Here is a 25301-nt window from a genome sequence, read left to right on the forward strand (position 1 = left end):
GTTTATATATCTGAATCACTTTTAGAATGTTTCTTGAAGATATAGTTGAAATTAAAACTTTCATTCTCTTTATCTTCTTCTTTAAGGGGTAGTTCCTTAAAGTTTCCGTTTTCATCAAAGTGCTGTAAAAACAAATCATCTTCTTCTTTAAAATCTAACTTTTCCCACTCATATTTTTTGGTTGGCGGAATTTTTACTTTCACCATTTTAGCAAGAAACAATCCCGTGAGAAAACCGGCAAGATGTCCTTCCCAAGACATACCTTCCTTTACGGGAAATATATACCAAAGCATACTTCCGTAAATAAAAACAACTATTAAAGAAAGTGCTATTAACCTGAAGTATGAGCTAAAAATTCCTTTAAAAAAAATGAAACTCGCCAAAACATATATGAGTCCGCTTGCACCAATATGATATGATGTACGCCCAATTAACCATGTTATAAATCCTGATATAAAAATACCATACAAAACCACTTTCCATGCGACATCCCTATAAAAGTACCATAAGGCAGCGAGTAATATTGCTAACGAGATGGTGTTATTGTATAAATGCTCTATAGAACCATGAATAAACGGACTTAATGCGATGCCACGCAAACCTATTATCGTTCTTGGCATTACCCCCATTTCATTGAAATTCATACCAAGTGCCAGTTCCACCCAATATACTCCCCATATCAAAATCATTGCCAAAAGTGGAATGGCAAATACTTTATTTGAGAATTTAAAATGTCCCATTTCTGACATCAGCTTTTTTCTATATGGTTTACAATTATACTACCAACGTTTACAAATTTGTCATATTGTCACTCTAATCCCTACTTAACAATCAATTGGCACCTTACTTTTTTATTCTCATTTAAGTTTATTATACTTTTGTGCAATGAATGAACCTTTAGCAGAACGCGTACGCCCTAAAACATTAGACGAGTATATTAGTCAGCACCATTTGGTAGGTGAAAAGGGCTCGCTTACGCATCAAATCAAAAAAGGTATTATACCGTCATTAATTCTTTGGGGACCACCTGGCACCGGAAAAACTACTTTAGCAAATATCATTGCAGAGCATAGCAAAAGACCTTTTTATGTATTAAGTGCTATTAACAGTGGTGTCAAAGATATTCGCGAAGTTATTGATAAAGCAAAACAGGCAGGCGGTTTGTTCACTGCTAAAAATCCTATTTTATTCATTGATGAGATCCACAGGTTCAGCAAATCTCAACAAGACTCTCTTTTGGCCGCGGTCGAAAAAGGGTGGGTTACATTAATTGGTGCTACAACCGAAAATCCAAGTTTTGAGGTTATACCCGCACTACTGTCTCGTTGTCAAGTTTATGTTTTAAATGCTTTCGGAAAAGATGATCTTGAAAACCTGATCAAAAGGGCAATGGAGAAAGACACATTGTTAAAATCTAAAAAAATTGAACTAAAGGAAACTGAAGCCCTTCTACGTCTTTCAGGGGGTGATGGTAGAAAATTGTTAAATATCTTTGAACTTGTAGTTAATTCTGAAGAAGGAGATAATATTATTATCACCAATGAATTGGTATTGTCTAAAGTTCAAAAAAATACTGTGTTATATGATAAAACAGGCGAACAACATTATGATATTATATCGGCTTTTATAAAATCTATTAGAGGAAGTGACCCAAATGGAGCCGTATATTGGCTAGCCCGTATGATAGAAGGTGGTGAAGACGTAAAATTCATTGCTCGAAGAATGCTTATTTCTGCTTCTGAAGATATAGGTCTGGCAAACCCTACAGCTTTAGTCATGGCAAATACAACCTTTCAAGCGGTTACCACGATTGGTTATCCTGAAGCACGAATTGTACTAAGTCAATGTGCAATTTACCTGGCCACCTCTGCAAAGAGTAATGCTAGCTATATGGCGATCGGCAAAGCGCAGCAAGCAGTAAAACAAACCGGAAACCTCCCTGTACCATTACCATTGCGAAATGCTCCAACTAAATTAATGAAAGACCTCGGTTACGGTCAAGAATATAAATATGCCCATGACTATCAGAACAACTTTGTTGACGCCGAATTTTTACCCAATGAACTTACAGGAACCACTTTTTACAAACCTGGAAACAACGCAAGGGAAAAAAACCTTAGCGATTTTCTTAAAAATAGATGGAAAACGAAATATGATCTTTAGAATTTAATATTCAGTTCTTCTTGAACTAATCGATCATTTTCATAGTACTCAAAAACCCAATTACCATCTTTTTTATAGACCATACCATTTTTAGTATCGGTTCTAGCCATATATACATTGTCAGTAGAACTCTTCATCAAATTCATTCTTACCTTAGGAGAACTATCTACTAACTGATACCCATTATCGGTAGCTTGAGCATACCAAATATTTTTTGCTACTGACCTATTAACCTCTAATCTTTTTAAAGCAGATTTCTCGCTTTCTGTTTTCTTGACGTTAGATGCAATAGGCGTATTGTCTTTATAATATTGAGTTTTCTCAGTTTCTTCAGAAATTATAGCAGGCACTTTTTTTGCATTTTCGTTTGCCTTTTCATCCTTCAATATTTTACTAGCTTTAGACTCATCTAACTTTTTAACGTCATTTTTGAAACTAACGGTAACAGTTTGATCTTTTTTATCTTTAGCGGTATACTTATAGTTCATACCATTAAACGAGCGCATAGATTCTTTTATAGCTTCATTATAAGCTTCTTTATATTCCTTCTCTTTACTTATACCCTGCATTGAATTAAATACCACTTTATCATTGCAATCAATTAAATTAATTGTTGTTTTGGTAGAAAATAGATTGCTATCATCTTGCAAATCTGCGATTAACCCTAAACATCTATTGACTTTCAAATCTTCTGGTAACTGATCATCATAAACCGCAACAAAACTTTTTCCTGTAAAAAGGTGTTTTATTAAAGTACTTGTTTGATGTTGGTTCATATTCTTAAATGCATCGAACTTTTTAGGAACAATAATATACTTATAATCATTTAAGTTAGTTTGGGCGAATGAAGAGAGCCCTATAAAAGTGAATAATAATGCGATAACTGTTTTCAAAATAATATAAATTTTAAATTCATTGTAATATATGAAAAAAGCATGCCAAAAAAATAGAAAGCAGATAAGAACATACACTAATTCTTGCGACCCCAAGATATAATGTTCAACCCGAATTGAAACGACGCGTAGTTACTAGCTGCAATGTTATTATAAGACAGTAAGTTATCTGCCATTACATAAAAATTAATCGGTCCGGCTTGTAAATTCATCCCAAGACCTACATTGGTATAGCTAAATTTATCTACCGTGAACGTTCCTTTTAAAGCCAATATATTACCAATTCTACGGGTATAAAAACCAGTTAACGCTACTTGCGGTCCTCTTGGTCGATTGATCATATAAAGTTGCCCACCAAGAGAATTTCGATATTTAGTACGTAATTCTCCACCTCCGGAAGATCCGGTTTTGCAATCACAATTTTGTGACCCACCTTTACCTACAGGCTCTCCAAAGTCATTTCTAATTGATGCGTACAGTTTTGTCGGTCTAAAAGAAACATAACTTTTAGTATCTGTTTCGAACGGTACGGCACCCTCTACCTCATCTACCAAATCTTGCCAGAAATCTCTATCAAGACTCGCGAAATTATCTAATACATCTATTTCAATACCTTCGACAGTTGTACTCCCTTTGAGACTATAACTTTTAGTATCTCCAGAATGATAGATAAACCCTACATCCAATAAACTACCGGTAACCGTTGTACGTTCAGACAGATGATATGTAAACCCTAGGTCAACACCTAAACCTAGATCACCACCAAAAAATGCCCTACTAACAATTTCATTGGTAAGTGCATCAGAACCATTAGCCTCATCTAAATCTTGAAGTCCAGAAGTATGCAAAAGTAAATCTGCATTTATAGTTGTAGCAATACTATTGTTTTGACCTTCAGAATTTCTAAAAGAACCTTGATTCCTTGATGAACTATAATCTGCAATACCAGAATAAATTTTACCTCTTGCCCCTATTGTTAAGTTGCGATATACTTTTTTATTCACTCCAAAATGTAAAACATTCACCAAAGAACCACGAGTTTTTAAATCAGAAAGATCATAACTTCTATCTAATTGATTGGCATTACCATCAAAAATTAAAGATGCATAATCTTGAGGCCAATAGGTAATATTATCAAACTCTAAATATCCTCCAAATGAAAAAAATAAATTCGGGTTCTCTCCCCTAAATCCACCTGCTAAATATTCTAACTGAATGGTAGAACTAAATTCATCTCTTGGGGTAAGTACTTCTAAAGCCTTTTCTCTAAATTTTATATTAATATCGATACCGTCATTGGCAAAAATATCATTAATAGAAATAGCGTTAGAACCTGCATAACCTGATATACCGGATAATAATGGAACACCAGCAAACCATTTAAAATCTGTATCTACACCAGGGTTTATAGAAAGGGATTGAGGAATCTCATTAAAATCATACAGAATTTGTTTATTCTGAGCAGTTACACGCAGAATAAAAAACATAGCTACTATAAAAAGGCTACGATTTAAACTCATTTAATTTCTAATGTAAATTCTGCACTTGAACGAAGTACAATTGCGGGGTCTTCTAGGGTAGATTCACTACTATTGTTTCCAAGATTTATTGCTGTAAGCCTAATTTCAGAAGTGGCTTTAATGATATCTAAACTCTTACCTGTTGCCCCATATGCCACGTCGCGCTGTAAAATAGCAGTAGGACCAGCATCCATATTAAAAACCTCGATATCTAATACATTTTCTACCTCATCTAAAAATTCAAGCCTAATTTCTATAGGTTTACTGGTTGTATTTTCCAATTCATAGGTCAATACACCCGAAAGTACCCTATTCGTAAAAAAAGGCTCCTCAAAAGCATCAAAATTAAAGTCTTGGGTGAAAAAATTAATTCCTGCAACTCTATTAATTAAGGTTTCTTGTGCCTTAACATAAAAAACACTTGTTTCATAACTAGGTGTAATCGTTAAATCATCTATCTGATCAAAATCCTGCTCATCAGAACAAGAGACCGTCATCAATAAACCTATTAAAACCAGTAAAATTACATTAAGCCCTCTCATCACCACTTCAAAAGTTTAATAAACAATAGGCATACACCTATAGTAGTAGTAACTCTATAAAAAGGATTTTATTTCTTGCAGATCATAAATTATCGGTGAAAGGCTATGACTCTTTTCTTTATGAGCATTAAAATGTATGGTATGAAAACCTAAAGATTTAGCACCCATAATATCAGCTTCTAAGCTATCACCGATCATTATTGATTTTTCTGGCAATGCACCAGCTCTTTGCAATGCCAAATTAAAGATGATAGGGTTAGGTTTTTTAACTCCTGCCGTTTCAGAATCTATAATCTGATTAAAATAGTTATAAATACCTGAGTTTCTAAGTTTCTTATCTTGAACTTCTTGAAAACCGTTGGTAATAATGTGAAGTTTATATTTTGGAAGTAAATAATCTAACACCTCAATGGTATTTGGAAAAAGAGTGTTAAACGAGGATAAATGATTAATATATTCTTCTGATAACAAATGAATTAAATCATCTGAAGCATTGTACCCCATAGTATCGAATACAGATTTAAGGCGCTGATACCGTAATTCTGATTTTGTGATTTTCTCTTCACGAAATAATCTCCAAAATTTCAAATTTGTAGGTACATAAACCTTTAGAAAATCAGTTAATTCTATTTCAATTTTTTGTTCGTTGAAAATTTTATTAAATGTAAGTGCCGAATTTTTATCAAAATCCCAAAGGGTGTGATCTAAATCAAAAAACACATCTGTAACTTTATCTTTAAGCATTTTGTTCTTTTATAATTTGAGTGTAAACAGACATCCAATCTCTACCTTCTTTTTTACCTAAAACTTCATTAGAAAACATCGCGATTAAAGTACCGTTTACCTTTTTTACTTCATCGCTTATCAATTGTACTTGACGCAACAAATCTTGATTTTGTCTAATTTTAGAAAGTGATATATCGTGAATTGCAAACGGATGAATTTTTATAGGTTGCTTTACCTCTAGTGGTATATCATAAAACTGAAATGTAGAACAGGTGCCTGCCCTAAAACCTAATTCAAAAGTATAACCCATGGTATAATCATCAGTAAATTCTGTTGCAATTAAGTTACGATAGCTTTGTGGCACATCTACCCTATTATACCTCATCTTGCAGTTATTTACCGGTCTATTGATAACTACCTCTAAATTGGATTTCTCTTTTTTTAATAAATCAAGATCTGAAAACGAACTATAACTAGCCGCCAAAGATACAGGGACATAATCTGCCACATATTTTATAAGAGACTTAAATTTTATACTGTTGGTAGAAACGTTCTTATCATATTTGGAATAATCTGCAAACTGAAAAAAGAAATTACATTTTACATCATACTTTTTATGAAGTGCAATTATCTCTGCATAATTATCATAGGGATCTTTCTGCTTATTTAAACCTACTGCAATACGCTCAAATACACGCTTTAGCTTGAGAGTCCCCAAATCCATCAACATGCCTACTATACCACGTACAATTCCTCGATTGGCATAACAATGAGAAGTGGCTACATCTATAACAGAAACGAAGTCGTAAGATTTGTTTTTATACTCTAAATCTTCAAAGCGCTCTTTAAGTGCCGTCAGCAATTTAAACGCCCAAATATCTACGACAGGTTTTTGAAGAAATCCGTTTTGAAAGGCAATACTATCTTTTGGAGAAAATCTACCATGAATATCCTTCACATGCGGTAAATACTCTTCATATCTTGAGAGCATAAAAAAACTAGCAGCAAAAATATCAAATGGCAAAATACTCTTCTCACCCGTCTGAAAAAAACAAGGAACGCCATCCCACTCAGCTAAATTCAATTGTATATCATTGATACCTTGTTCAAACAACAACTCGTTACTACGAACAAAAAATTCGTTCTGTAGCGGTTGTTTCGTATATGTAATTTTTGGTCCGGTGTGTTTTATAAATTCTTCTACCTTAGTCGTAAAATCAAGCTCAATACCCAATATATTTACAAAGATATGCCTCATTATATAGGTAAGGCGCGGTGTTATTTTATGTGTATAAATTAATAACATTTATAGAATTTTTTCATCTGCAAAGCTATAGTAACTTTTTTGGGTAATGATCAAATGGTCTAACACTTTAATATCTAAAGTTTCACTTGCTATCTTTATTTTTTGGGTAATCTGTTTGTCAGCTGTACTGGGCCTCAATGTACCAGACGGGTGATTATGAGCCAAGATGATAGCAACAGCACCTAATTCCAGTGCTTGTTTCATTACAATTCGAACATCTACCAAAGTACCGGTAATACCACCTTTGCTTAGTTGCGCCTTGTGCAATACTTTGTTAGAATTATTAAGAAACAGAATCCAGAATTCTTCATGCTCCAAATCTCCTAAAAGAGGTTGTAAAATTTCATAAACATCTTTACTACTACCTATTTTATCTACTTTGGCAGCATCTTCCCCCCTTCTTCTTCTACCTACCTCTAAAGCCGCAGCAATACTTACTGCTTTTGCTTCCCCTATGCCTTTAAACGTCATTAATTGCTTTATAGAAAGTCTACCTAACTCATTCAGGTTATTATCAACAGATGCCAATATACGTTTCGATAGTTCAACCGCACTTTCAGATCTACTGCCAGACCCTATTAAAATAGCTATCAATTCGGCATCAGACAATACAGAACGACCTTTTTGTACCAGCTTTTCTCTAGGTTTATCGTCATCTGACCAATTTTTAATAGATAACGAAGTTGGTTTATCATGCATGTGCTAAAGATACAGAACAAATTATTTTATGGTAAATTTAAGCTCCAAATAAAGAACCAACCATGAAATCACTACTCAACGAAGAAGCCTATCAAGAAATCAAATCCAGAATCGAACAACTTTCAGAAACTTCTAAAAGAGGTTGGGGAAAAATGACAGTAGGGCAAATGTGTTGGCATTGTCAATACCCATTAAAACTCGCAGTAAAAAACGAACCCAATACCTCTAAGGGAAATTGGTTCGTAAAAACGTTCTTTAAAAAATCTTTGTACAATGATAAACCATGGAGAAAGAACTTACCTACCGCACCTCAGCTAAAAACCAAAGAAGCCAAAAATTTCACTAACGAACATGAAGTACTTATAAGTTTAGTCGAAGAATTTTATGCTGTACGAGATAGACAAGAATGGTACCCCCACCCTGCTTTCGGAACCTTTACCAAAGAACAATGGGGGCAGGTACAATACAAACACCTTGACCACCATTTAAAACAATTTGGAGTCTGACAACTGGTTGTTGGTTGTTGGTTGTTGGTTGTTGGTTGTTGGAAAAAACAAATACAAGTTCAAGTTCAAAAAAAGTAAAAATCTATACATAATACTATGTACTTAATACTTTACACTTAATACTCTTTACTCTATTTTCTAACTTTCAACCTCACCTTACTTTAACAATTCATGAAATTTCTTCAAATCGAACCCACCGTAATTTCCTGAGCTCATTAATAATAAAGTACTGTTTTTATAAGGTTGCGCTTCTAAATATTCATGAAACGATTTTGCATCGGTAAAAATGTTTAAATCGTCTCTTTGAAATGCTTTTGAAATTTGTTCGGGAGTTACCGCTTCTAATTTTTTAATGGCGACAGATTCTGGTAAAAAGAAAATTAACGCTTCATCGGCAGCATTCAATGCACCTTTATATTCCTTTAAAAACTCAGGATTAAAACTACTATAAGTATGCAATTCTAAACAGGCAATCAATTTTCTGTCCGGATATTGTTCTTTTACCGCTTTTGTAGTTGCGGCGACTTTACTAGGTGAATGCGCAAAATCTTTATATGCAATACTTGTTGAACCCTCAGCTATTTTCTCTAATCGTTTAGAAGCGCCTTTAAAGGTGGCAATTGCTTCATAGAAATCATCTTCATCAACCCCCATGTTTTGACAAATCCATTTTGCGCCTGCCAAATTGCTCAAGTTATGTTTTCCAAATACTTCAATAGGCATTGGTCCTTCATTGGTTTCCAATAGTGTTTCACCATCTTCAACAGTATATTCAGGTGTAGTGTAGGGCAATCTTCTAATTGTATTTTCCGAAGCTTCAACAACCTCTTTTACCGTTGCGTCTTCTTCATTATAAGTGATCGACCCACCATTAACGATACTATCAACAAAAATCTTAAACTGCTCTACATAATTTTCAAAAGTCGGAAATACGTTGATGTGATCCCAAGCAATACCACTTAGCAAAGCGATATTAGGTTGATATAAATGAAATTTAGGTCTACGATCTATTGGTGAAGATAAGTATTCATCTCCCTCAAGAACAATAAAATCATTATCCTCGGTCAAGTGAACCATTCTATCAAAACCCTCTAATTGTGCACCAACCATATAATCGACATCGATATCATGAAAATTAAGTACATGTAGTATCATTGATGTAATGGTTGTTTTACCATGACTACCACCAATAACCACTCTCGTTTTGTTCTTTGATTGCTCATATAAAAACTCAGGGTAAGAGTAAATCGTTATTCCAAGTTCTTGAGCTTTTAGCAATTCAGGATTATCTGCCTTTGCATGCATACCCAGTACAATAGCATCTAAGTCAGCTGTTATTTTTTCAGGAAACCAACCAAATTTATTTGGCAATAGTCCTTTTGCTGCTAATCTAGATTTAGAAGGTTCAAAAATGACATCATCACTACCTGTAATAACATATTCTTTATGTTCTAATGCCAACGCTAAATTGTGCATCGCACTTCCACCTATTGCAATAAAATGTATTTGCATTCCTAAATTTTAGGTGGCAAAGATACGTATTGTGCTATTATTATTCTCATAATCCTTCAATCTAAGCTCATCTCCTTTATAGGTTAAAACAAGTATTTCATCGATAAAACACTTACTTTTTTAACACTCAGCATCAATTTTAGTAGTATTCACCCTACATTTTAACATTTTTACAACATATAATTTCTTACGCTTATACTTACAGATACTTTTATCACAGTAGATTCAACAACCAACCCATTATTAATGAATAAATTACAACAAAGGTTTTTAACCGTTGTATTCTTTTTACTCGGTTTCTCAAATATTGTAACATCGCAATGTGCAGGTAATGACGTAACCATTGAAATTTGTGCTAAAGATACAGACCCTACAAATCGAGATTATGACTTATTTTCTCAATTAGGTGGTTCACCCACTTTAGGCGGAACATGGTCTACTACAAATCCTGAAAATTTCTATGCCCTTAACCAAAGTACTGGAATAGTAGATTTATGGCGAATCAATAATTACGGAACACATTCATTCGTTTATACCAATACTTCATGTAATGAAACAGCTACGGTAACCATTAACTTAGGTGGTTATCCAGGCGAGGATAATATTGATGGTAGTGCAAATGCTTGCGGAGATGACAGTAGTGTTAACCTACATGGATTTTTGGGTAGTAATGTCGATGGAAAAGTACAAGACTTCAATGGGCTATGGGAAGAAGACCCTAGTACTTTTACGGGTTTCTTAGAAGACAACCTTTTTAACGCACAAGCTGCCGGAACAGGTATATATACATTCACTTATACCGTACCCGATGTAAATAGTTGTTCTAGTAGAACTGCTACAGTAGTTCTTGAGGTACACCCTCCACCAAACCCAGGTGTAGCCACTAATCTTACTTTTTGTGCCGACGATGATTTTTCTTTATACACAAATCTTGATTTAAACGAGCAATTATCGGGCGAAGATCCAAATGGCACATGGTCAGAAAGTACCACTAATCAATTGAGCGATTTAAACGATTCGGTAATTAACATTCAAGAACTATATGACAACTTTGGTTATAATACCTTTTCCTTTACATACACTGTTTTCCCTACTCATCCCGTTTGCGAAAGAAGAGAGGTTACGGTAACCATAGATATTTTACCCATTTTAGATGGGGAAATTACGGCTGATAATATTTGTGTTGGTCAGGAATATGTCGCAGATTTAATATATGATGAAACCCTTTTACATAATGGTTCTTTTTTAATAAGTTATTCTATCAATGGTTCAGCCGGAGTTGCTAGCACCGTATTAACTGACGGAATCGCAGATTTTATTATTGACCCACAGCTAGTTCCCTTAAATGAATTGGTTACTCTTGAAATAACCGGAATTACCAGTGTTACCCCTATTCGAGATGTTTGCTCTAGAATTATTGTTACACCTACCACATTTTTAGTAGCAAGTTCAAAAGCCGAAGTGACCAGTATTTGCGTAGAGACCGATGCCACCGTGCAAATCACAGAAATACTTGACACAAACGGTAATTTGGCAAATGGTACTTTTCCCGCTCAATATATATTAACTAAACCAGATACCAGTACTGATACCTCAAACTCTTTTGAACTAGAATTTACCAATGGCAATGCTTCATTTACAATACCGGGAAGTAATTTTTCTGAAGATGGAGAATATCAAGTCGTACCTTCCATTTCAAATACATTTTCAACCAATTGCCCTCTAGCAGATATTTTTACGGTAACTCCATTACCAGATGATATTAAATTAGATTTATTGGTAGACAATAATTGTGATGCCATACAAATAGATGTACTTATCGATGCTCCTATTTTGCCCAATGGAACCTATACTATAACTTATGATGTTACCGAATTAGGCTCTAATACGGTACTAACAACAAATACTATCAATTTTACAGGGGGTACTGCAGCCTATCAAATTGATGTAGATGCTTTACCCATGGGTAATTATACGGCAAGTGTGCGCAGTATACAAAATGACACTACACCTTGTAGAATAGATTTTGAATTTGAAGAGAATGAAAATTTCTCTAGAGGCGGAGTGCCAGAAGCACCACAGGCAGCAATAAACCAAACATTTTGTTTAAGCGATTTTATTGGCGGACCAACACTAATGGATATTGAAGTTACCGCAGAAGGCGATATTTTGTTTTATGATACGTTGACCGATGAGAACATACTTCCAATTTCAACGGAGTTGGTAGAAGGGGAAGATTATTTCATTAGTAATTCTGACCCATTAACCAATTGTGAAGGTACAGCGCGTATTCAGGTAACGGTAAGTTTCAGTAATCCCGATGCTCCAACGACTATTAATATCAATCCGTTATTCTGTTCTGAAACGAGTCCGGCTTTATCTGATATCGAATTAGATAATACCGCTGGCAGCTCTATCACTTGGTATGATTCTAGTAGTGGAGGCAGTATACTTGACACATCCACACTTTTGGCAGATGGACAATCATATTTTGCCGCGACCAATACTAGTGGTTGTAATAGCTCTGAAAGATTAGAAATCACGCCCACGATAATTACAGTAGCACCAACCTCGTTATTAACAGATATTTTAATCGTATGTGGTTTAGATAACCCTACCGTAAATGAACTTCGGAGTTTAGAAAACGAATCTGAGAATGAAGTAATATGGTTTACTACCGAAACTGGTGGCAACCCTTTAATGGGTAATATGCCCTTGTTAAAAGACACCATATACTATGCACAAAATGTTAATCCTATTACAAGGTGTTCATCAGCGACACGAGTACCTGTTATTATAGATTTGAGCGAATGCGACCCAAAAAATTATGATTTCTTTATTCCTGATGGGTTTTCACCCAACGACGATGGCAAAAATGACACATTTTTTATACCGAATATAGAAATGATATTCCCCAATTTCACTTTAGAAATTATAAATAGATATGGAACCACATTATTTAAAGGTGATATAGCCAAACCCGCGTGGAATGGTGGAAATGGTTCTTCAACAGCACCTAACGGGGTCTATTTCTATATCATTAACTACAACAAAGGCAATTCAGAACCTATTCAAGGTCGTTTATACTTAAATAGATAACCAATGCATAAAAAATTAATACATACACGTTGGGCTATCTGCATCACCATGCTTTTGTTCCTTATAAAATTACATGGCCAACAAGATCCCCAGTATACACAATACATGTACAATATGAATGTAGTCAACCCGGCATATACTACAAACGAACCAGGTATGTTAAATTTTGGTACGCTGTACAGAACACAATGGGAAAATGCCGTAGGTACACCAAAAACATTGACCTTTTTCGCACATACACCGTTATCGGAAAAAATAGAAATGGGCGCGTCAATTATATCAGATGATATTGGTGATGGTTCTTTAAAGGAAAATAATATATACGTAGATTTCGCCTATATACTAAAGCTAGATGAACAGAGTAACATAAGCTTAGGTCTAAAAGGTGGCATAACTACATTCGAAACCAACTTTAATGGTTTTAGACTACCAGAGGTACAAGATGACCCTGCCTTCAACGAGAATATGAACAATACCTTTCCTAATATCGGTATTGGTGCATTTTACAATAGAGATAAATTTTACGCAGGACTATCCATCCCTAATATACTGACTTCTAAACACCTAGAAAACAGGAACGGATTAACCCGTATAGGTTCAGAAGCTATTCACCTTTTTGGTATGGCGGGCTATGTTTTTAATGTCAATTCCAATTTAAAATTAAAACCGTCAATCTTAACAAAAATGGTGTCGGGTGCCCCCATAACCGCAGATTTCTCATTCAACGCATTATTTTATAAACGTTTTGAAGGTGGTCTATCTTACCGTTTAGAAGACTCTGTAAGTGCCATGTTCAATATTGCCGTAATACCTTCTTTACGTATTGGTTACGCGTATGACTATACCCTATCTAACCTCGGTGCTTTCAATACCGGTTCGCATGAAATTTTCGTCTTGTTCAACCTAGACCTTTGGGGACTGAAAAAAGGCTATGACAAATCTCCTAGATTCTACTAAAAATGAAAAAGTTACACATATATCTCATCATATTATTAGGGGTCTTCCAAACGGCTTGGTCACAACAAAATTTAGAACGTGCCAACGACCTTTTTGAAAAAGCATATTATACAGATGCCATTGCGCTCTATGAAAAAACTTTACCAAGTAATAAGAGCAGCCAGGTCATTAAAAATTTGGCAGATAGCTACTACCATACTTTTGACCTAAATGCATCGGCACGCTGGTATCGTTATTTGATTTCCAATTATGGCGATACGGTAGATGAATCTTATTATTTTAAGCTTAACCAATCTTTAAAAGCTATTGGCAAGCATGAAGATGCTGATCAAGTATTATATGATTTTTATACCAAAGAAGATAAGGTTGAAAAATTAGAGCAGCTAAAAAAAGAGGCAACATATCTTGACAACGTAAAAGCTATCGGTGATCGTTTTACTATTGAAAATAGTCCGCTGAACACCACCACATCAGAATTTGGGGCAACGAAGATAGCCAATGCTATTTGGTACACGGCCTCACATAAAAAATCGACTTCAAAAACCTATCGTTGGAACAACCAACGTTATTTGGATATCTACACTCATTTAATTGACAAAGTACAAATGGGCGATAGCTTAAGTACGAGCATATCAAACAACATCAATACAAAATTACATGAGGGATCTTTTAGCATTTCACCTGATGGAAACACTCTATATTTCACTCGTAACAATTACAATAACGGTAAGCGTAAAACGGATGACAAAAAGGTCTCGAACTTAAAGATCTATAGTGCTAGCTTGGTAGATGGCGAATGGGAGAATATTACCGAACTACCTTTTAACAGCGATGATTTCTCTAATGAACACCCAGCTTTAAATGCCGATGGAACAAAAATGTATTTCTCTTCGGATAGACCTGGCGGATATGGTTCTTTTGATATTTACGAAGTAAATCTGCAAGGCGATAATTTATTTAGCGCACCTGTAAATTTGGGCAGTGCCATAAACACGGATAAAAAGGAGCAATTTCCTTTTATTTCAACGGATAATTCACTCTACTTCTCATCAAATGGGCACCCCGGTTTCGGACTTTTAGATGTGTTCATTTCAAAAAACGAGAATGGTACTTTTCAAAAACCCGATAATCTAGGGCTACCGGTAAATAGTGGTCATGACGATTTTTCTTATGTATTGAATACAGATAATCAATCTGGCTACTTTGCATCGAACCGACCTACGGGAAAAGGAAGTGATGACATCTATAGCTTTATGGTAACCAAACCACTTCAAATTGAAGACTGCGCACAGTTTATCACAGGTATTATTACTGATCGTACTACTACCCTAGCATTATCACAGGTTACAATTACCTTGATTAATGGGGAAGATGAAATCATTGCCACAACAACAACCAAAGAAAACGGAGCATTCAAATTTGATATCACCTGTTCCCAAATGTATACGGTAAAAGCCCAAAAAGCAGGTTACGAGGGTAATTCTAAATCAATCCGCAGTACTTCAGAAAGAAATGCCGATCACGATGCTTCCATGAGCTTATATTCCATCCTTGAAAAACAAAAAAAGGAGGCATTAGCTTTACAGAAAAAACAAGAAAACGAAAAATTACGTGCCGAAGCTTTAGCTATCAAAAAACTAGAAGAACAAAAAAAAGCAAAGCTTATTGCTGACCGACAATCTTCAGAAAAAGCATCACGTTTGGTTAAAGAAAAATTAGTTGAAAAAGCCAAAATCGAAAAAGCTTTAGCTAAGAAAATCGATGATGCCATTAAAACAGAAAGTGCACTTGTACAAGACAATGAACGCACCGTAATACAGACCGAAGAAATACATTTCGATTATAGTCTTTGGTATCTTAGAAGAGAATCTCGCGAGCGTTTACAGACCGTAATTGATATCATGAAAAAGAACCCAGGTATGATTATAGAAATTGGCACTCATACCGATATTAGAGGTAACGGTGGTTATAATAAAAGCCTATCTCAAAAACGTGCAGATTCTGCAAAAGAGTTTTTGATTAAAAACGGAATTGAATCTGGCAGAATTGTCTCTAAAGGCTATGGAGAATCTAAACCTATTGTAGTTTGCCCTACAGTAAATGACTGTTCAGAAGAAGATCATGAATGGAACCGCCGCTGCGAATTCGTTGTGGTTGGTTGGGATTATGAAAGCAAATAACATACCACCTTAAATTACTGATAAAGCCACTTTATATTTGATAACGATTCTAGTATCTTTAGTTCTTAAATTAAAGATACCATGCACTTGAATCTTACAAAAATTCCTTCAAAAGAAATCATGCCCGGCCTTCATGGCAAACTCGTTCACACCGAGCATATGACCATGGCATTTTGGACTGTTGAAAAAGGATCCGAAGTTCCAGAACATGCACATATGAACGAACAGATCATGCATGTTATGGAAGGTGAATTTCAGTTTACTTTAAATAGTAACACTCAAATATACTACCCAGGTGACATTGTGGTGATTGCACCACACATTAAACATAGTGGTGTGGCGTTGACTCCTTGTAAATTATTAGATGTCTTTAGTCCGGTAAGAGAAGAATATAAACAGTAGCCTGGTGACTAACTTCGGTCGGGATCAGTTATCAAATCTAACATAATTAAAGAAATGAAAATATCCTTATTAAATAAAAAAGCATTGATAGGTGGTAGTAGCGGCGGTATTGGAAAAGCAATTGCACAACAACTAGCAGCAAGCGGTGCCAGCGTAACACTAATGTCGCATAGTGAAGAAAAACTACACCATATCGTTAATGCTTTACCGACAGACCAAGGTCAACAGCACCAATATCTTGCCGTAGATTTCAACACTTTTAAAGATTACAAAAAGGTTATTAGCACCTATTTTGAAAACAATACTGTAGATATATTGATAAACAATACCCAAGGACCTAAAGCCGGTAGTGCATTAGAAAAAAAAGTAGATGATTACCAAAGCGCTTTTGATCTTTTATTTAAAACCGTAGTCTTTACGACAGAATTAGCGTTACAATCAATGATGAAGAACAACTGGGGAAGAGTTATTAATGTGGCATCAGTATCGGTTAAAGAGCCATTATCGTACCTAGCATTATCGAACTCTATAAGAGCTGCCGTAGTAACATGGGCGAAATCTTTAGCTACAGATGTAGGCAAACATAACATTACGGTAAATAGTGTTCTTACAGGTTATTTTGATACAGACCGAATTACACAACTTAACGCTAAAAAAGCAGAACAATTAGGTATCGAACCAAGTGAAGTTAGAAAAGAAATGGAGTCTAAGGTAGCCGTTAAACGTATTGGCGACCCAAAAGAATATGGTTATTTGGCTGCATTTTTAGCATCAGATAACGCCGCTTACATTACCGGAACCAACATACCAATTGATGGCGGACTATTAAAATCTCTTTAGTTAAATTGGACTTAGCATAAAGATTAAAGCGCATAAACCTATGTATAACAAATGACACAAGAACTATATCAAGAAGCGATGAAATTTGCTGGTGAGAAACATAGTAAGCAAAAAGTTCCTGGAACAAATTCCAATTATCTTTTACATATTTCTAACGTTGCTATGGAAGTTCTAATAGCTTACAATTTTGAAAATAAATTCGATATTGATTTTGCTATTCAAACAGCAATACTACATGATACCATTGAGGATACCCGTACTGATTTTGAAGAAATTAAAAATAAATTTGGAGAAAAAATAGCAGAAGCGGTAGATGCCCTAACTAAAGATGAAAAACTACCATCAAAACAAGAGAAAATGATGGATAGCTTAACCAGAATAAATAATCTACAAAAAGAAGTAGGACTAGTCAAATTAGCCGACCGTATTACGAATTTACAAAACCCGCCTAGTTACTGGAGCGTCGATAAAATTAAAAGATACTGTGAAGAAGCTAAACTGATTTCTCGTACCCTCTCTGATAAAAACATCTATTTAAATAGACGACTTGATGCTAAAATAGCTGAATATGAAGAAAATATAAAAAAGCTATAAACACTTCTCTAAAAAACCTATAATTTAATTTAAGGTATTTACAAATTCTAAAGCCTTTATACGAATTTGAAAAAAAAGAGAAATTATCGTTAAAAACACAACTCTAAATTAAAGAGATAAGCACCTTTATCTCGAGGTTTCCGTACTTTTAAAAACCCAATAATCTTTAACAATTTTTCAAAGTCAAAATTGATGTTATTTACCCGTTTGGAAAAAAACCAATTTTGACTTTATCTTTATTATTTTGATAACCGATTACTTGCAAACATTATTAAAAATAAATATTAAATATAATCTAGGTGCTATCTTTAAAATTTCCCTTTTACCATTTAAGTTTTAACCTGATAAATAATAAAGAAGATGCACATTTTTTGAGAGAGGCTATTTTCTAATAAAGTAATTTATCACATTTGGAGAAAAGACATCACACACTTCATACTCCAACCAAGTAAACTAAATAACATGTTACTGGTAGGTAAATAAAATTTATATTCGTTCTTAATGACCATATTACAATTAATTAAAAAAATAATAGCATATGTATTGCCATATAAAACTATGGTATTCATTGCTTTTATTCTAACTATCATAGGTGCATTTATGGCTCAGGTAAATGCACTTGTTTTAAGGTATACCGTAGATGAAATTACGGTATTGACAGATAATAATAAAACAATACAAGATGGCTTTTCACTACTCATAACCATAAGTGCCATACTATTGGGAAAAGAGTTTATTTATGGACTTATTCAATATGGTCAAAAATTCTATGGTGAAAAATTAAAGATTTTTGTGTCTAGAGATTTTTCAAGAACAGTCGTAAAAAAAATCTTGACCTATAAAATGGCATTTTACACAGCCACCGACAATGAAAGTGGTAGACTTCAAACGAGAATTGACCTAGGTATTTCAAGTTTAACACAGTTAGTTAAAAATTTCTTTATAGACATTTTACCCCTATTTGCAAATGCGTTATTGGCATTGATTCTCATGTTTCAAGCCAATTTTTATGTAGGTCTAGTTAGTTTAACGATGATTCCTATTTATTTCTACATCAGTAGTCTACAGGCAAAAAAGCTAAAAGGTTTCAGACGCAAAATGAGAAAGTTCAGAGAAACACGTAATAATGGAGTTATTGGTTTAATCAATTCTATGACGGTGATTAAATCTTTTACCCGAGAAGATTTAGAGGCTAGAAAACATGAAGAAATTTTAAAAGACATTACTGAAAATCAACTTAAAACAAGACAATTAAGTTTTCTTTTTGATAGCATAAAAACATTTACCGAACAATTAGGGGTTGTAATAATCATTATATTAACTGCCTATTTTGTAATCAATGGTAGCATGAGCATTGGAGCGATTATGTTTCATATTTTATTGTTCAATAACGTTTCTGCACCTATAAGACAATTGCACAGAATTTATGATGAAGTAAATGATGCTTTGATTTATTCAGAAGCTTTTTTCAATATTCTAGACGCTGAAGAGCAAAGGGAATTATCAGGAACCTACATTCCAGAAAAGGTAGTTGGTCATTTTGACGTACAGCATGTAAATTTTGCTTACCCTAATGGTACAAAAGCACTTTTCGATATCTCAATGCAAATAAAACCCAATACAATTACTGCACTTGTCGGTCTTAGTGGTGCAGGAAAAAGTACAATTATCAACTTATTAGATAAGTTTTATGAACCTAGCGCAGGAACCATACTCTTAGATGGTATAGATATTCAAGAATATGACACAAATTGGCTAAGAGACCATATAGGCCTAGTACTACAAAAAAATCATATTTTTAACGGGAGTATTGAAGAAAATATTCTTTACGGCAATGAAAGAGCCACTAAAGAAGAAGTTATTGCAGCGGCTAGGAAAGCGTATGTGCATGATCAAATCATTGCGTTACCAGATGGCTACAAATCAAAAGCATATCTTTTATCGGGTGGCCAACAACAACGTATTTCGATAGCCCGTTTATTCTTAAAGAACCCACCGATCATCTTTCTAGACGAACCAACAGCAAGTTTAGATGCCATTGCAACACAAGAAATAAAAAAAAGCCTAGATGCCATCAAAAGAGGGCGTACAGTAATTATAATCTCTCATAGTATTTCGCAGATTATAGATGCTGAGAATGTTATAGTATTAGAGAAAGGTAAAATGATGGAACAGGGAGATCATGAAACCTTATATAACAACCAAAAAACCTATTTTGAAATCTTTAATGCTATGGCCAATAGTTTAAATATTGATAAAATAACAGATACCATACATAACGAAGAGTAGGTTTATTTCATAGTACTTAATCTAAAAAATTAAAGATTCATTAAAACACCCATTAACCTATATGATTTCTAAAAGTAATCTTTTGGAGACATCCGATTTGGGCAAATAAAAATTAATACCATGAAAAAAATTATTATAGGTTGTGGAATACTCTTAGTGATAGGGATTGGTTTTGTTTTCTTACTCTTTTATATATTCTCTAAACCTAAATTTAAAGATGTTACAAAGCAAAAACCATTCGCTGAGATTTCGAACAAGACATTAAGTACCAAAAAGCGAACTTCCATTTTAATGTATCCAGGTATTCCTATAAAAGAAAATTACAAGTATCATTTAGAAGATGGCAGTAGTTTCGGTATGGATTCAGACCTAGAGGAAATTGTTTCCATACCAATAGGTGCCGAAGTAACAATTGACAATGTTGAACTACATACCGGTAGGGTAAGCGGTACAACGACCGCTTACCTTTTTGGTAAAATATATGACAAAGGCACAGCAACAGAATATCCATTTCAATATAGTTGGGGAGATTACCATTCATTATATGAAGACAACCCATATTGGACTTTTGAACTTGCTTTTTGGCAAGAGCTACCATTAACACAAAAATATTATATAGATCTTCCTTGACCATTAACTTAATGTTTATAACTATTTAATTAGAAATTCATACAATCGACACTATTAGTTTGTAAAAATTTTAGAAAATATTTACCGTTTTTATTTGTTAATTTAGTGTGTCATATAACTAACCACACTTCAATCAAGTTAGAATTAACATTGTAATTCACATGAAAAAAGAACACTTTTTAAGAACCGTTTTTTCTAACAAAGACTTTAACAAAAACGAACAAGAACTAATCTTATCAAAATTCAAAAAAGTCAACTTTTTAAAGAACGAATATTTTCTTGAAGAAGGAAAAACCGAAAATCAATATTGGTTTATAGAAGAAGGGTTTGCCCGTTCATTTGTAAACGATACCAACGGTAATGACATTACAACAAATTTTTATGGCAAAGGGGATATTGCCATAGATTGGTCATCCTTCTTTTTACGAAATCCGACACGAGAAAATATTCAAGCATTATCTGATTGTATATGCTGGCAATTAGATTTTGACACCTTTCAACAGTTATTTCATAGTATTGAAGCATTTAGAGAACAAGGTCGTAAAAAGTTAGTAGGCTCATATTTCGCACTAAAAAACCAAAGTGTATCGCTAATTGCAGACGAAGCCAAAGAACGGTATTTACGTTTGATGAAAGAGAAACCACACATTGTTCAAAATGCTTCTTTACAACATATTGCTACCTTTTTAGGTATCACCAAATATTCATTGAGTCGTATTCGTAAAGAAATCTCATTATAAGTTCGCTTTTTGCCATAGGGCAACTATATAATACAAACCCAACCATAACTTTGTCTTAATAATCAACAAGCCAAAAATCATGGAAGTACTAAAAAACTCACGTTGCTTTTTAAAATAGCAGAAAGTAACACGTAGCCAACTACAAATCAGATTGCACTAATGTAAAGCTAGTACAAAAACTATTTTGGTAGTGTTGCCGCAAGAACAAAATCAATAAGTACGTTTCGGTTAAGTTTTGAAGGTAGTTATATACACCAATAGGCAAATATTGGATAACGAAATCTTAAGCGGAAACATGGTTTCAAAAGCATGTACGTAATCAAAGCACAAAATATTGCAAAAAACTGTCTTGAAATAGAAATACACGGGTCTGTTGAAATTTAAAGTTAATACCTATAGAATTATAAACACACAACTTATGGAAACGATATTCAATAACATTACGATAAATACATTAACCAAACGTATTTCTAATCTAAAAGAAACGGATAAAGCACAATGGGGCAAAATGGATACGTACCAAATGCTAAAACATTGTACCCTAAGCGAAGAGCTTTTTCAAGGTAAAAAGCAATATAAACGCCTAATTATGGGTAAATTATTTGGTAAAATGGCTTTAAAGGGAATTTTGAAAAATAAAAACCCTATGAAGAAAAACCAACCTACACACCCAGAATTTAAAATTACAGGAAAAGGGGATTTTGAAAATGAACAAAAAAAATGGATCGAGCTTTTAAATGCTTATCAAAATTTTTCAAATAAAAACTTTACACATCCGTTTTTTGGTGAAATGTCTAACGACGAAATCGGTCAATTTGTTTACAAACATACCGATCATCACTTAAAACAATTTGGAAGATAAATTTTTACTATGTTACAAGCTTTGTTTCTTTTAATTAGCCTTTTGTCATTGCTTTTATTCTATTATGGTACAGGAAAAAATAAAAGGTTAGTTTTTACTTTTTCAACTTGGCAAATAGTAATTGGGGCCTTATCGATTACACAAGTATTTAAAAATAAACCTATACTATTTATTATACCCATTATAGTAACTACTACTATAATTATTTGGGGTTACAGAAAAGTTGACAATCGTAAAATCGAAAAAAAATATCTGTTAGCTACTCACATTTTAAGAATACCGGTAGAACTTATTTTATATCAACTTTTTTTAGATGGTAAAATTCCAAAACTTATGACATTTGAAGGATGGAATTTTGATATTCTAATTGGTATCTCTGCATTGATAATTTTAGCTTATCAAATTATTCGAAAGAAAAAACTCAATCGTCATTTTTACACTATTTGGAACTTAGTCGGAATTCTATTTTTAATCACGATAGTAATATTTGCTATTTTATCGGCTCCCTTGCCTATTCAAAGACTTGCTTTTAACCAACCAAATATTGCCGTGTTAGAGTTTCCCTTCTGTTTTTTACCAACCTGTGTAGTTCCTCTTATTTTTATTTCGCATTTCATTCAGTTAAAATCAATTGCTACTACTATGAATTAGAATAATATTCATAAGTTAAAAGCTGTACTATCTTTAACTGAATTCAAAACAAAAGAACTATGTATAGTTGAAATACCATCGATAATAGATAATTTATCATTGATAAACTCATGAAAGCCAGCAACATCGTTTACTGCAATTTTAAGTAGATAATCAAAATTACCTGAAACTTGATGACACTCCATAATATCAGGTAGCAGTAATATTTCTTTTTTAAAACTATCTGCCAGCTTCTTTTGTTGCTTTACTAAGGTCACTTGACAATAAGCAATAAGCTCTTTTCCAATTTTAGATCTATCAAGAAGAGCTACATATGATTTTATTATTTCTTGTTGCTCTAATTTTCTAATTCTCTCATAAGTGGGCGTAACACTTAAACCTACTTTAGCAGCTATCTCTTTGGTATTTTGCTTCGCGTTTTCTTGTAATTGCATCAATATCTTATGATCTATACTATCCATACTAGATTATTTTTCTATTATACTTTTCAAAACACACCTAAACAGTTACTATTTACTGAAATTTTAAAAATAACAGTTCAATATTCTAAACTACAAACATATAAAGTGATAATTTATTTATAATTGTAATTTTACAGTATAAATATACGGATATAAATTTCAATTCATATGAATAACGAGCAACAGATAGACGAGCTGTTAACCAAACTAATTCAAGAGAAGGATAGAGTTATAGGTTACCCAGTAGCAAAAGATTTTGATTATTCTAGATTATACGAATTTTTAAAACACCCTATAAATAATGTAGGTGATCCGTACGAGGATAATACGTATAAGGTTCAAACACACGAAATGGAAAGAGAAGTCGTAGATTTCTTTGCAAAACTCTATAGAGCTGACCCAAACGATTTTTGGGGATATGTAACAAATGGTGGTTCAGAGAGCAATCTTTACGGTCTTTATTTAGCACGTGAATCTCACCCAAAAGCAATGGTATATTTCTCGGAATCTACACATTATAGCGTTAAAAAAAATATCCATTTATTAAACTTGCCCTCTATTACCATAAGAGCTCAAGAAAATGGGGAGTTAGATTATGAAGATCTCGAGAACACCTTACAACTGAACAGAGATAAGCCTGCTATTGTTCTTACAACCTTTGGTACTACAATGACAGAAGCAAAAGATGATGTTTCAAAAGTAAAGAGCATATTAAAAAAACTAGCGATTCAAAACCATTATATTCATTGCGATGCAGCCTTGGCAGGTTCATACGGTCCGTTTATCGAACCTCGTATTCCTTTCGATTTTCAAGATGGTGCAGATAGTATTTCTATTAGTGGTCATAAATTTATTGGATCTCCCTTTCCATCAGGGGTTATTATTGCAAAACGTTCATTGCGAGATAGAATAGCCAGGGGCATTTCTTACATCGGCTCCTTAGACACTACTATTACAGGGTCTAGAAATGGTCATAGCCCCCTGTTTTTATGGTATGCCATCAAAAAAATGGGAGTTAAGGGTCTAGAAGAAAGATACCATCATAGTTTAGAAACCGCAGAATACTGCAAAGAAGAATTACGTAAAATAGGTATTGACGCGTGGACAAATTCTGGGGCGATTACCGTGGTGCTTCCTAAAGTTGCTGATACTATTAAAAAGAAATGGCAATTAGCTACAGATGACATTACTCATGTTATCTGCATGCCTAATGTTACCAAGTTACAAATAGATGAGTTTATAACAGATATTATAGAAGAGAAAGAGGCTAGATTATGTACCAATCTAAATGATCTTCAACTTCAAGATTAAGTCATAAATCTTACATAATCATCTAAATCCTCATTTCAAAAATGATTGAAATGAGGATTTTATACATAATCTCATACATCATGGTTAATACATATATTTAAAACTTATGTGCTTCAAATAGAAAAAAATTACTATCACTTCTCTGTTTTATCGTTTAAATTTATGAACAGAATTTAACACCAAAGACTCTACAGGCACCAATGCTTCAGCGATTGTAGATTATTACCAGTATACTATTATTTGTATACCAAATAACGAAATAACGACAATGGTAATCGCCATAGCTTTTTTGCCTTAAAAGGGGATTACAATAGCATAACGAGTCATCACAATTACATTTCTATATTATTTTAAGCAAATATTCTAAAAAACCAAGTTCATGATTTAACTGTTAGCTCTGTAATAATATAAGACTAAG

At 33.7% G+C, this 25301-nt stretch carries 23 protein-coding genes; 14 read left to right on the top strand and 9 right to left on the bottom strand.

The window, feature by feature from the left end; all coding sequences use genetic code 11:
• Positions 1–2 precede the first annotated feature (2 nt).
• Positions 3–740, bottom strand: coding sequence for a rhomboid family intramembrane serine protease (locus ACJJVP_RS02355; RefSeq protein WP_405410440.1), 738 nt, complete (start codon positions 738–740; stop codon positions 3–5).
• Between the two features lie 145 nt (positions 741–885).
• Between ACJJVP_RS02355 and ACJJVP_RS02360 the strand changes: the two genes are divergently transcribed.
• Complete coding sequence (locus ACJJVP_RS02360) at positions 886–2163, top strand: replication-associated recombination protein A (protein ID WP_405410442.1); 1278 nt, start codon at positions 886–888, stop codon at positions 2161–2163.
• On the opposite strand, the gene ACJJVP_RS02365 is transcribed toward ACJJVP_RS02360, so the two are convergent.
• The 6 genes from ACJJVP_RS02365 to radC all read right to left on the bottom strand — a co-directional run bounded on the left by ACJJVP_RS02365 (position 2160) and on the right by radC (position 7849).
• Entirely contained in the window at positions 2160–3056 is an 897-nt protein-coding gene (locus tag ACJJVP_RS02365) for a hypothetical protein (protein ID WP_405410444.1), read from the bottom strand. The two genes, ACJJVP_RS02360 and ACJJVP_RS02365, sit on opposite strands and share 4 nt — an antisense overlap.
• A 77-nt stretch (positions 3057–3133) precedes the next feature.
• Positions 3134–4576 carry a DUF5723 family protein gene (locus tag ACJJVP_RS02370; protein ID WP_405410445.1) on the bottom strand — a complete coding sequence of 481 codons (1443 nt, stop codon included), beginning with the start codon at positions 4574–4576 and terminating at the stop codon, positions 3134–3136.
• Positions 4573–5118, bottom strand: coding sequence for a hypothetical protein (locus ACJJVP_RS02375; protein WP_405410447.1), 546 nt, complete (start codon positions 5116–5118; stop codon positions 4573–4575). The genes ACJJVP_RS02370 and ACJJVP_RS02375 overlap by 4 nt, the downstream gene beginning before the upstream one ends.
• 54 nt (positions 5119–5172) lie before the next feature.
• Entirely contained in the window at positions 5173–5862 is a 690-nt protein-coding gene (locus ACJJVP_RS02380; protein ID WP_405410449.1) for a YjjG family noncanonical pyrimidine nucleotidase, read from the bottom strand.
• A complete protein-coding gene (locus ACJJVP_RS02385; RefSeq protein WP_405410451.1) occupies positions 5855–7150 on the bottom strand; it encodes a polysaccharide deacetylase family protein in 1296 nt (431 codons plus the stop codon). Before ACJJVP_RS02385 ends, ACJJVP_RS02380 begins: the two co-directional genes overlap by 8 nt.
• Entirely contained in the window at positions 7151–7849 is a 699-nt protein-coding gene (radC, locus tag ACJJVP_RS02390; RefSeq protein WP_405410453.1) for a DNA repair protein RadC, read from the bottom strand.
• 62 nt (positions 7850–7911) lie between these two features.
• Here radC and ACJJVP_RS02395 point away from each other — a divergent pair, with 62 nt between their 5' ends.
• On the top strand, positions 7912–8355 hold the full coding sequence (locus ACJJVP_RS02395; protein WP_405410455.1) for a DUF1569 domain-containing protein: 444 nt from the start codon (positions 7912–7914) through the stop codon (positions 8353–8355).
• 156 nt (positions 8356–8511) lie between these two features.
• Here ACJJVP_RS02395 and murC read toward each other — a convergent pair whose 3' ends face one another.
• On the bottom strand, positions 8512–9867 hold the full coding sequence (gene murC / locus ACJJVP_RS02400) for a UDP-N-acetylmuramate--L-alanine ligase (protein ID WP_405410456.1): 1356 nt from the start codon (positions 9865–9867) through the stop codon (positions 8512–8514).
• Between the two features lie 246 nt (positions 9868–10113).
• Between murC and ACJJVP_RS02405 the strand changes: the two genes are divergently transcribed.
• The 11 genes from ACJJVP_RS02405 (at position 10114) to ACJJVP_RS02455 (ending at position 23111) form a co-directional block, all read left to right on the top strand.
• Complete coding sequence (locus ACJJVP_RS02405) at positions 10114–12966, top strand: gliding motility-associated C-terminal domain-containing protein (protein WP_405410458.1); 2853 nt, start codon at positions 10114–10116, stop codon at positions 12964–12966.
• A 3-nt stretch (positions 12967–12969) separates the two neighbouring features.
• Positions 12970–13923, top strand: a complete 954-nt coding sequence (locus tag ACJJVP_RS02410) for a type IX secretion system membrane protein PorP/SprF (protein WP_405410460.1) — start codon at positions 12970–12972, stop codon at positions 13921–13923.
• 2 nt (positions 13924–13925) lie between these two features.
• The gene (locus ACJJVP_RS02415; protein WP_405410461.1) at positions 13926–16103 is read left to right on the top strand and encodes an OmpA family protein; all 2178 of its coding nucleotides are present in this window, start codon (positions 13926–13928) and stop codon (positions 16101–16103) included.
• A gap of 120 nt (positions 16104–16223) precedes the next feature.
• Positions 16224–16505 carry a cupin domain-containing protein gene (locus ACJJVP_RS02420; RefSeq protein ID WP_405410463.1) on the top strand — a complete coding sequence of 94 codons (282 nt, stop codon included), beginning with the start codon at positions 16224–16226 and terminating at the stop codon, positions 16503–16505.
• A gap of 54 nt (positions 16506–16559) precedes the next feature.
• Positions 16560–17345, top strand: coding sequence for an SDR family oxidoreductase (locus ACJJVP_RS02425; RefSeq protein WP_405410464.1), 786 nt, complete (start codon positions 16560–16562; stop codon positions 17343–17345).
• A gap of 51 nt (positions 17346–17396) precedes the next feature.
• Entirely contained in the window at positions 17397–17939 is a 543-nt protein-coding gene (locus ACJJVP_RS02430; protein WP_405410466.1) for an HD domain-containing protein, read from the top strand.
• A 501-nt stretch (positions 17940–18440) separates the two neighbouring features.
• Positions 18441–20228, top strand: coding sequence for an ABC transporter ATP-binding protein (locus ACJJVP_RS02435; RefSeq protein WP_405410468.1), 1788 nt, complete (start codon positions 18441–18443; stop codon positions 20226–20228).
• 120 nt (positions 20229–20348) lie between these two features.
• Positions 20349–20858: a hypothetical protein gene (locus ACJJVP_RS02440; RefSeq protein WP_405410470.1), complete on the top strand. Its 510-nt coding sequence runs from the start codon at positions 20349–20351 to the stop codon at positions 20856–20858.
• A 161-nt stretch (positions 20859–21019) separates the two neighbouring features.
• Positions 21020–21598, top strand: coding sequence for a Crp/Fnr family transcriptional regulator (locus ACJJVP_RS02445; RefSeq protein WP_405410472.1), 579 nt, complete (start codon positions 21020–21022; stop codon positions 21596–21598).
• 418 nt (positions 21599–22016) lie between these two features.
• On the top strand, positions 22017–22460 hold the full coding sequence (locus ACJJVP_RS02450; protein WP_405410474.1) for a DUF1569 domain-containing protein: 444 nt from the start codon (positions 22017–22019) through the stop codon (positions 22458–22460).
• 9 nt (positions 22461–22469) lie between these two features.
• Positions 22470–23111, top strand: coding sequence for a hypothetical protein (locus ACJJVP_RS02455; RefSeq protein ID WP_405410476.1), 642 nt, complete (start codon positions 22470–22472; stop codon positions 23109–23111).
• 8 nt (positions 23112–23119) lie between these two features.
• Here the strand turns inward: ACJJVP_RS02455 and ACJJVP_RS02460 are convergent, their stop codons facing one another.
• Positions 23120–23572, bottom strand: a complete 453-nt coding sequence (locus ACJJVP_RS02460) for an Lrp/AsnC family transcriptional regulator (protein ID WP_405410478.1) — start codon at positions 23570–23572, stop codon at positions 23120–23122.
• Positions 23573–23740: 168 nt separating this feature from the next.
• On the opposite strand from ACJJVP_RS02460, the gene ACJJVP_RS02465 reads away from it, so the two are divergent.
• Positions 23741–24883: a histidine decarboxylase gene (locus ACJJVP_RS02465; RefSeq protein ID WP_405410479.1), complete on the top strand. Its 1143-nt coding sequence runs from the start codon at positions 23741–23743 to the stop codon at positions 24881–24883.
• Positions 24884–25301 lie beyond the last annotated feature (418 nt).

The organism is Maribacter sp. Asnod1-A12 (genome assembly GCF_045063735.1).
GTDB lineage: Bacteria > Bacteroidota > Bacteroidia > Flavobacteriales > Flavobacteriaceae > Maribacter.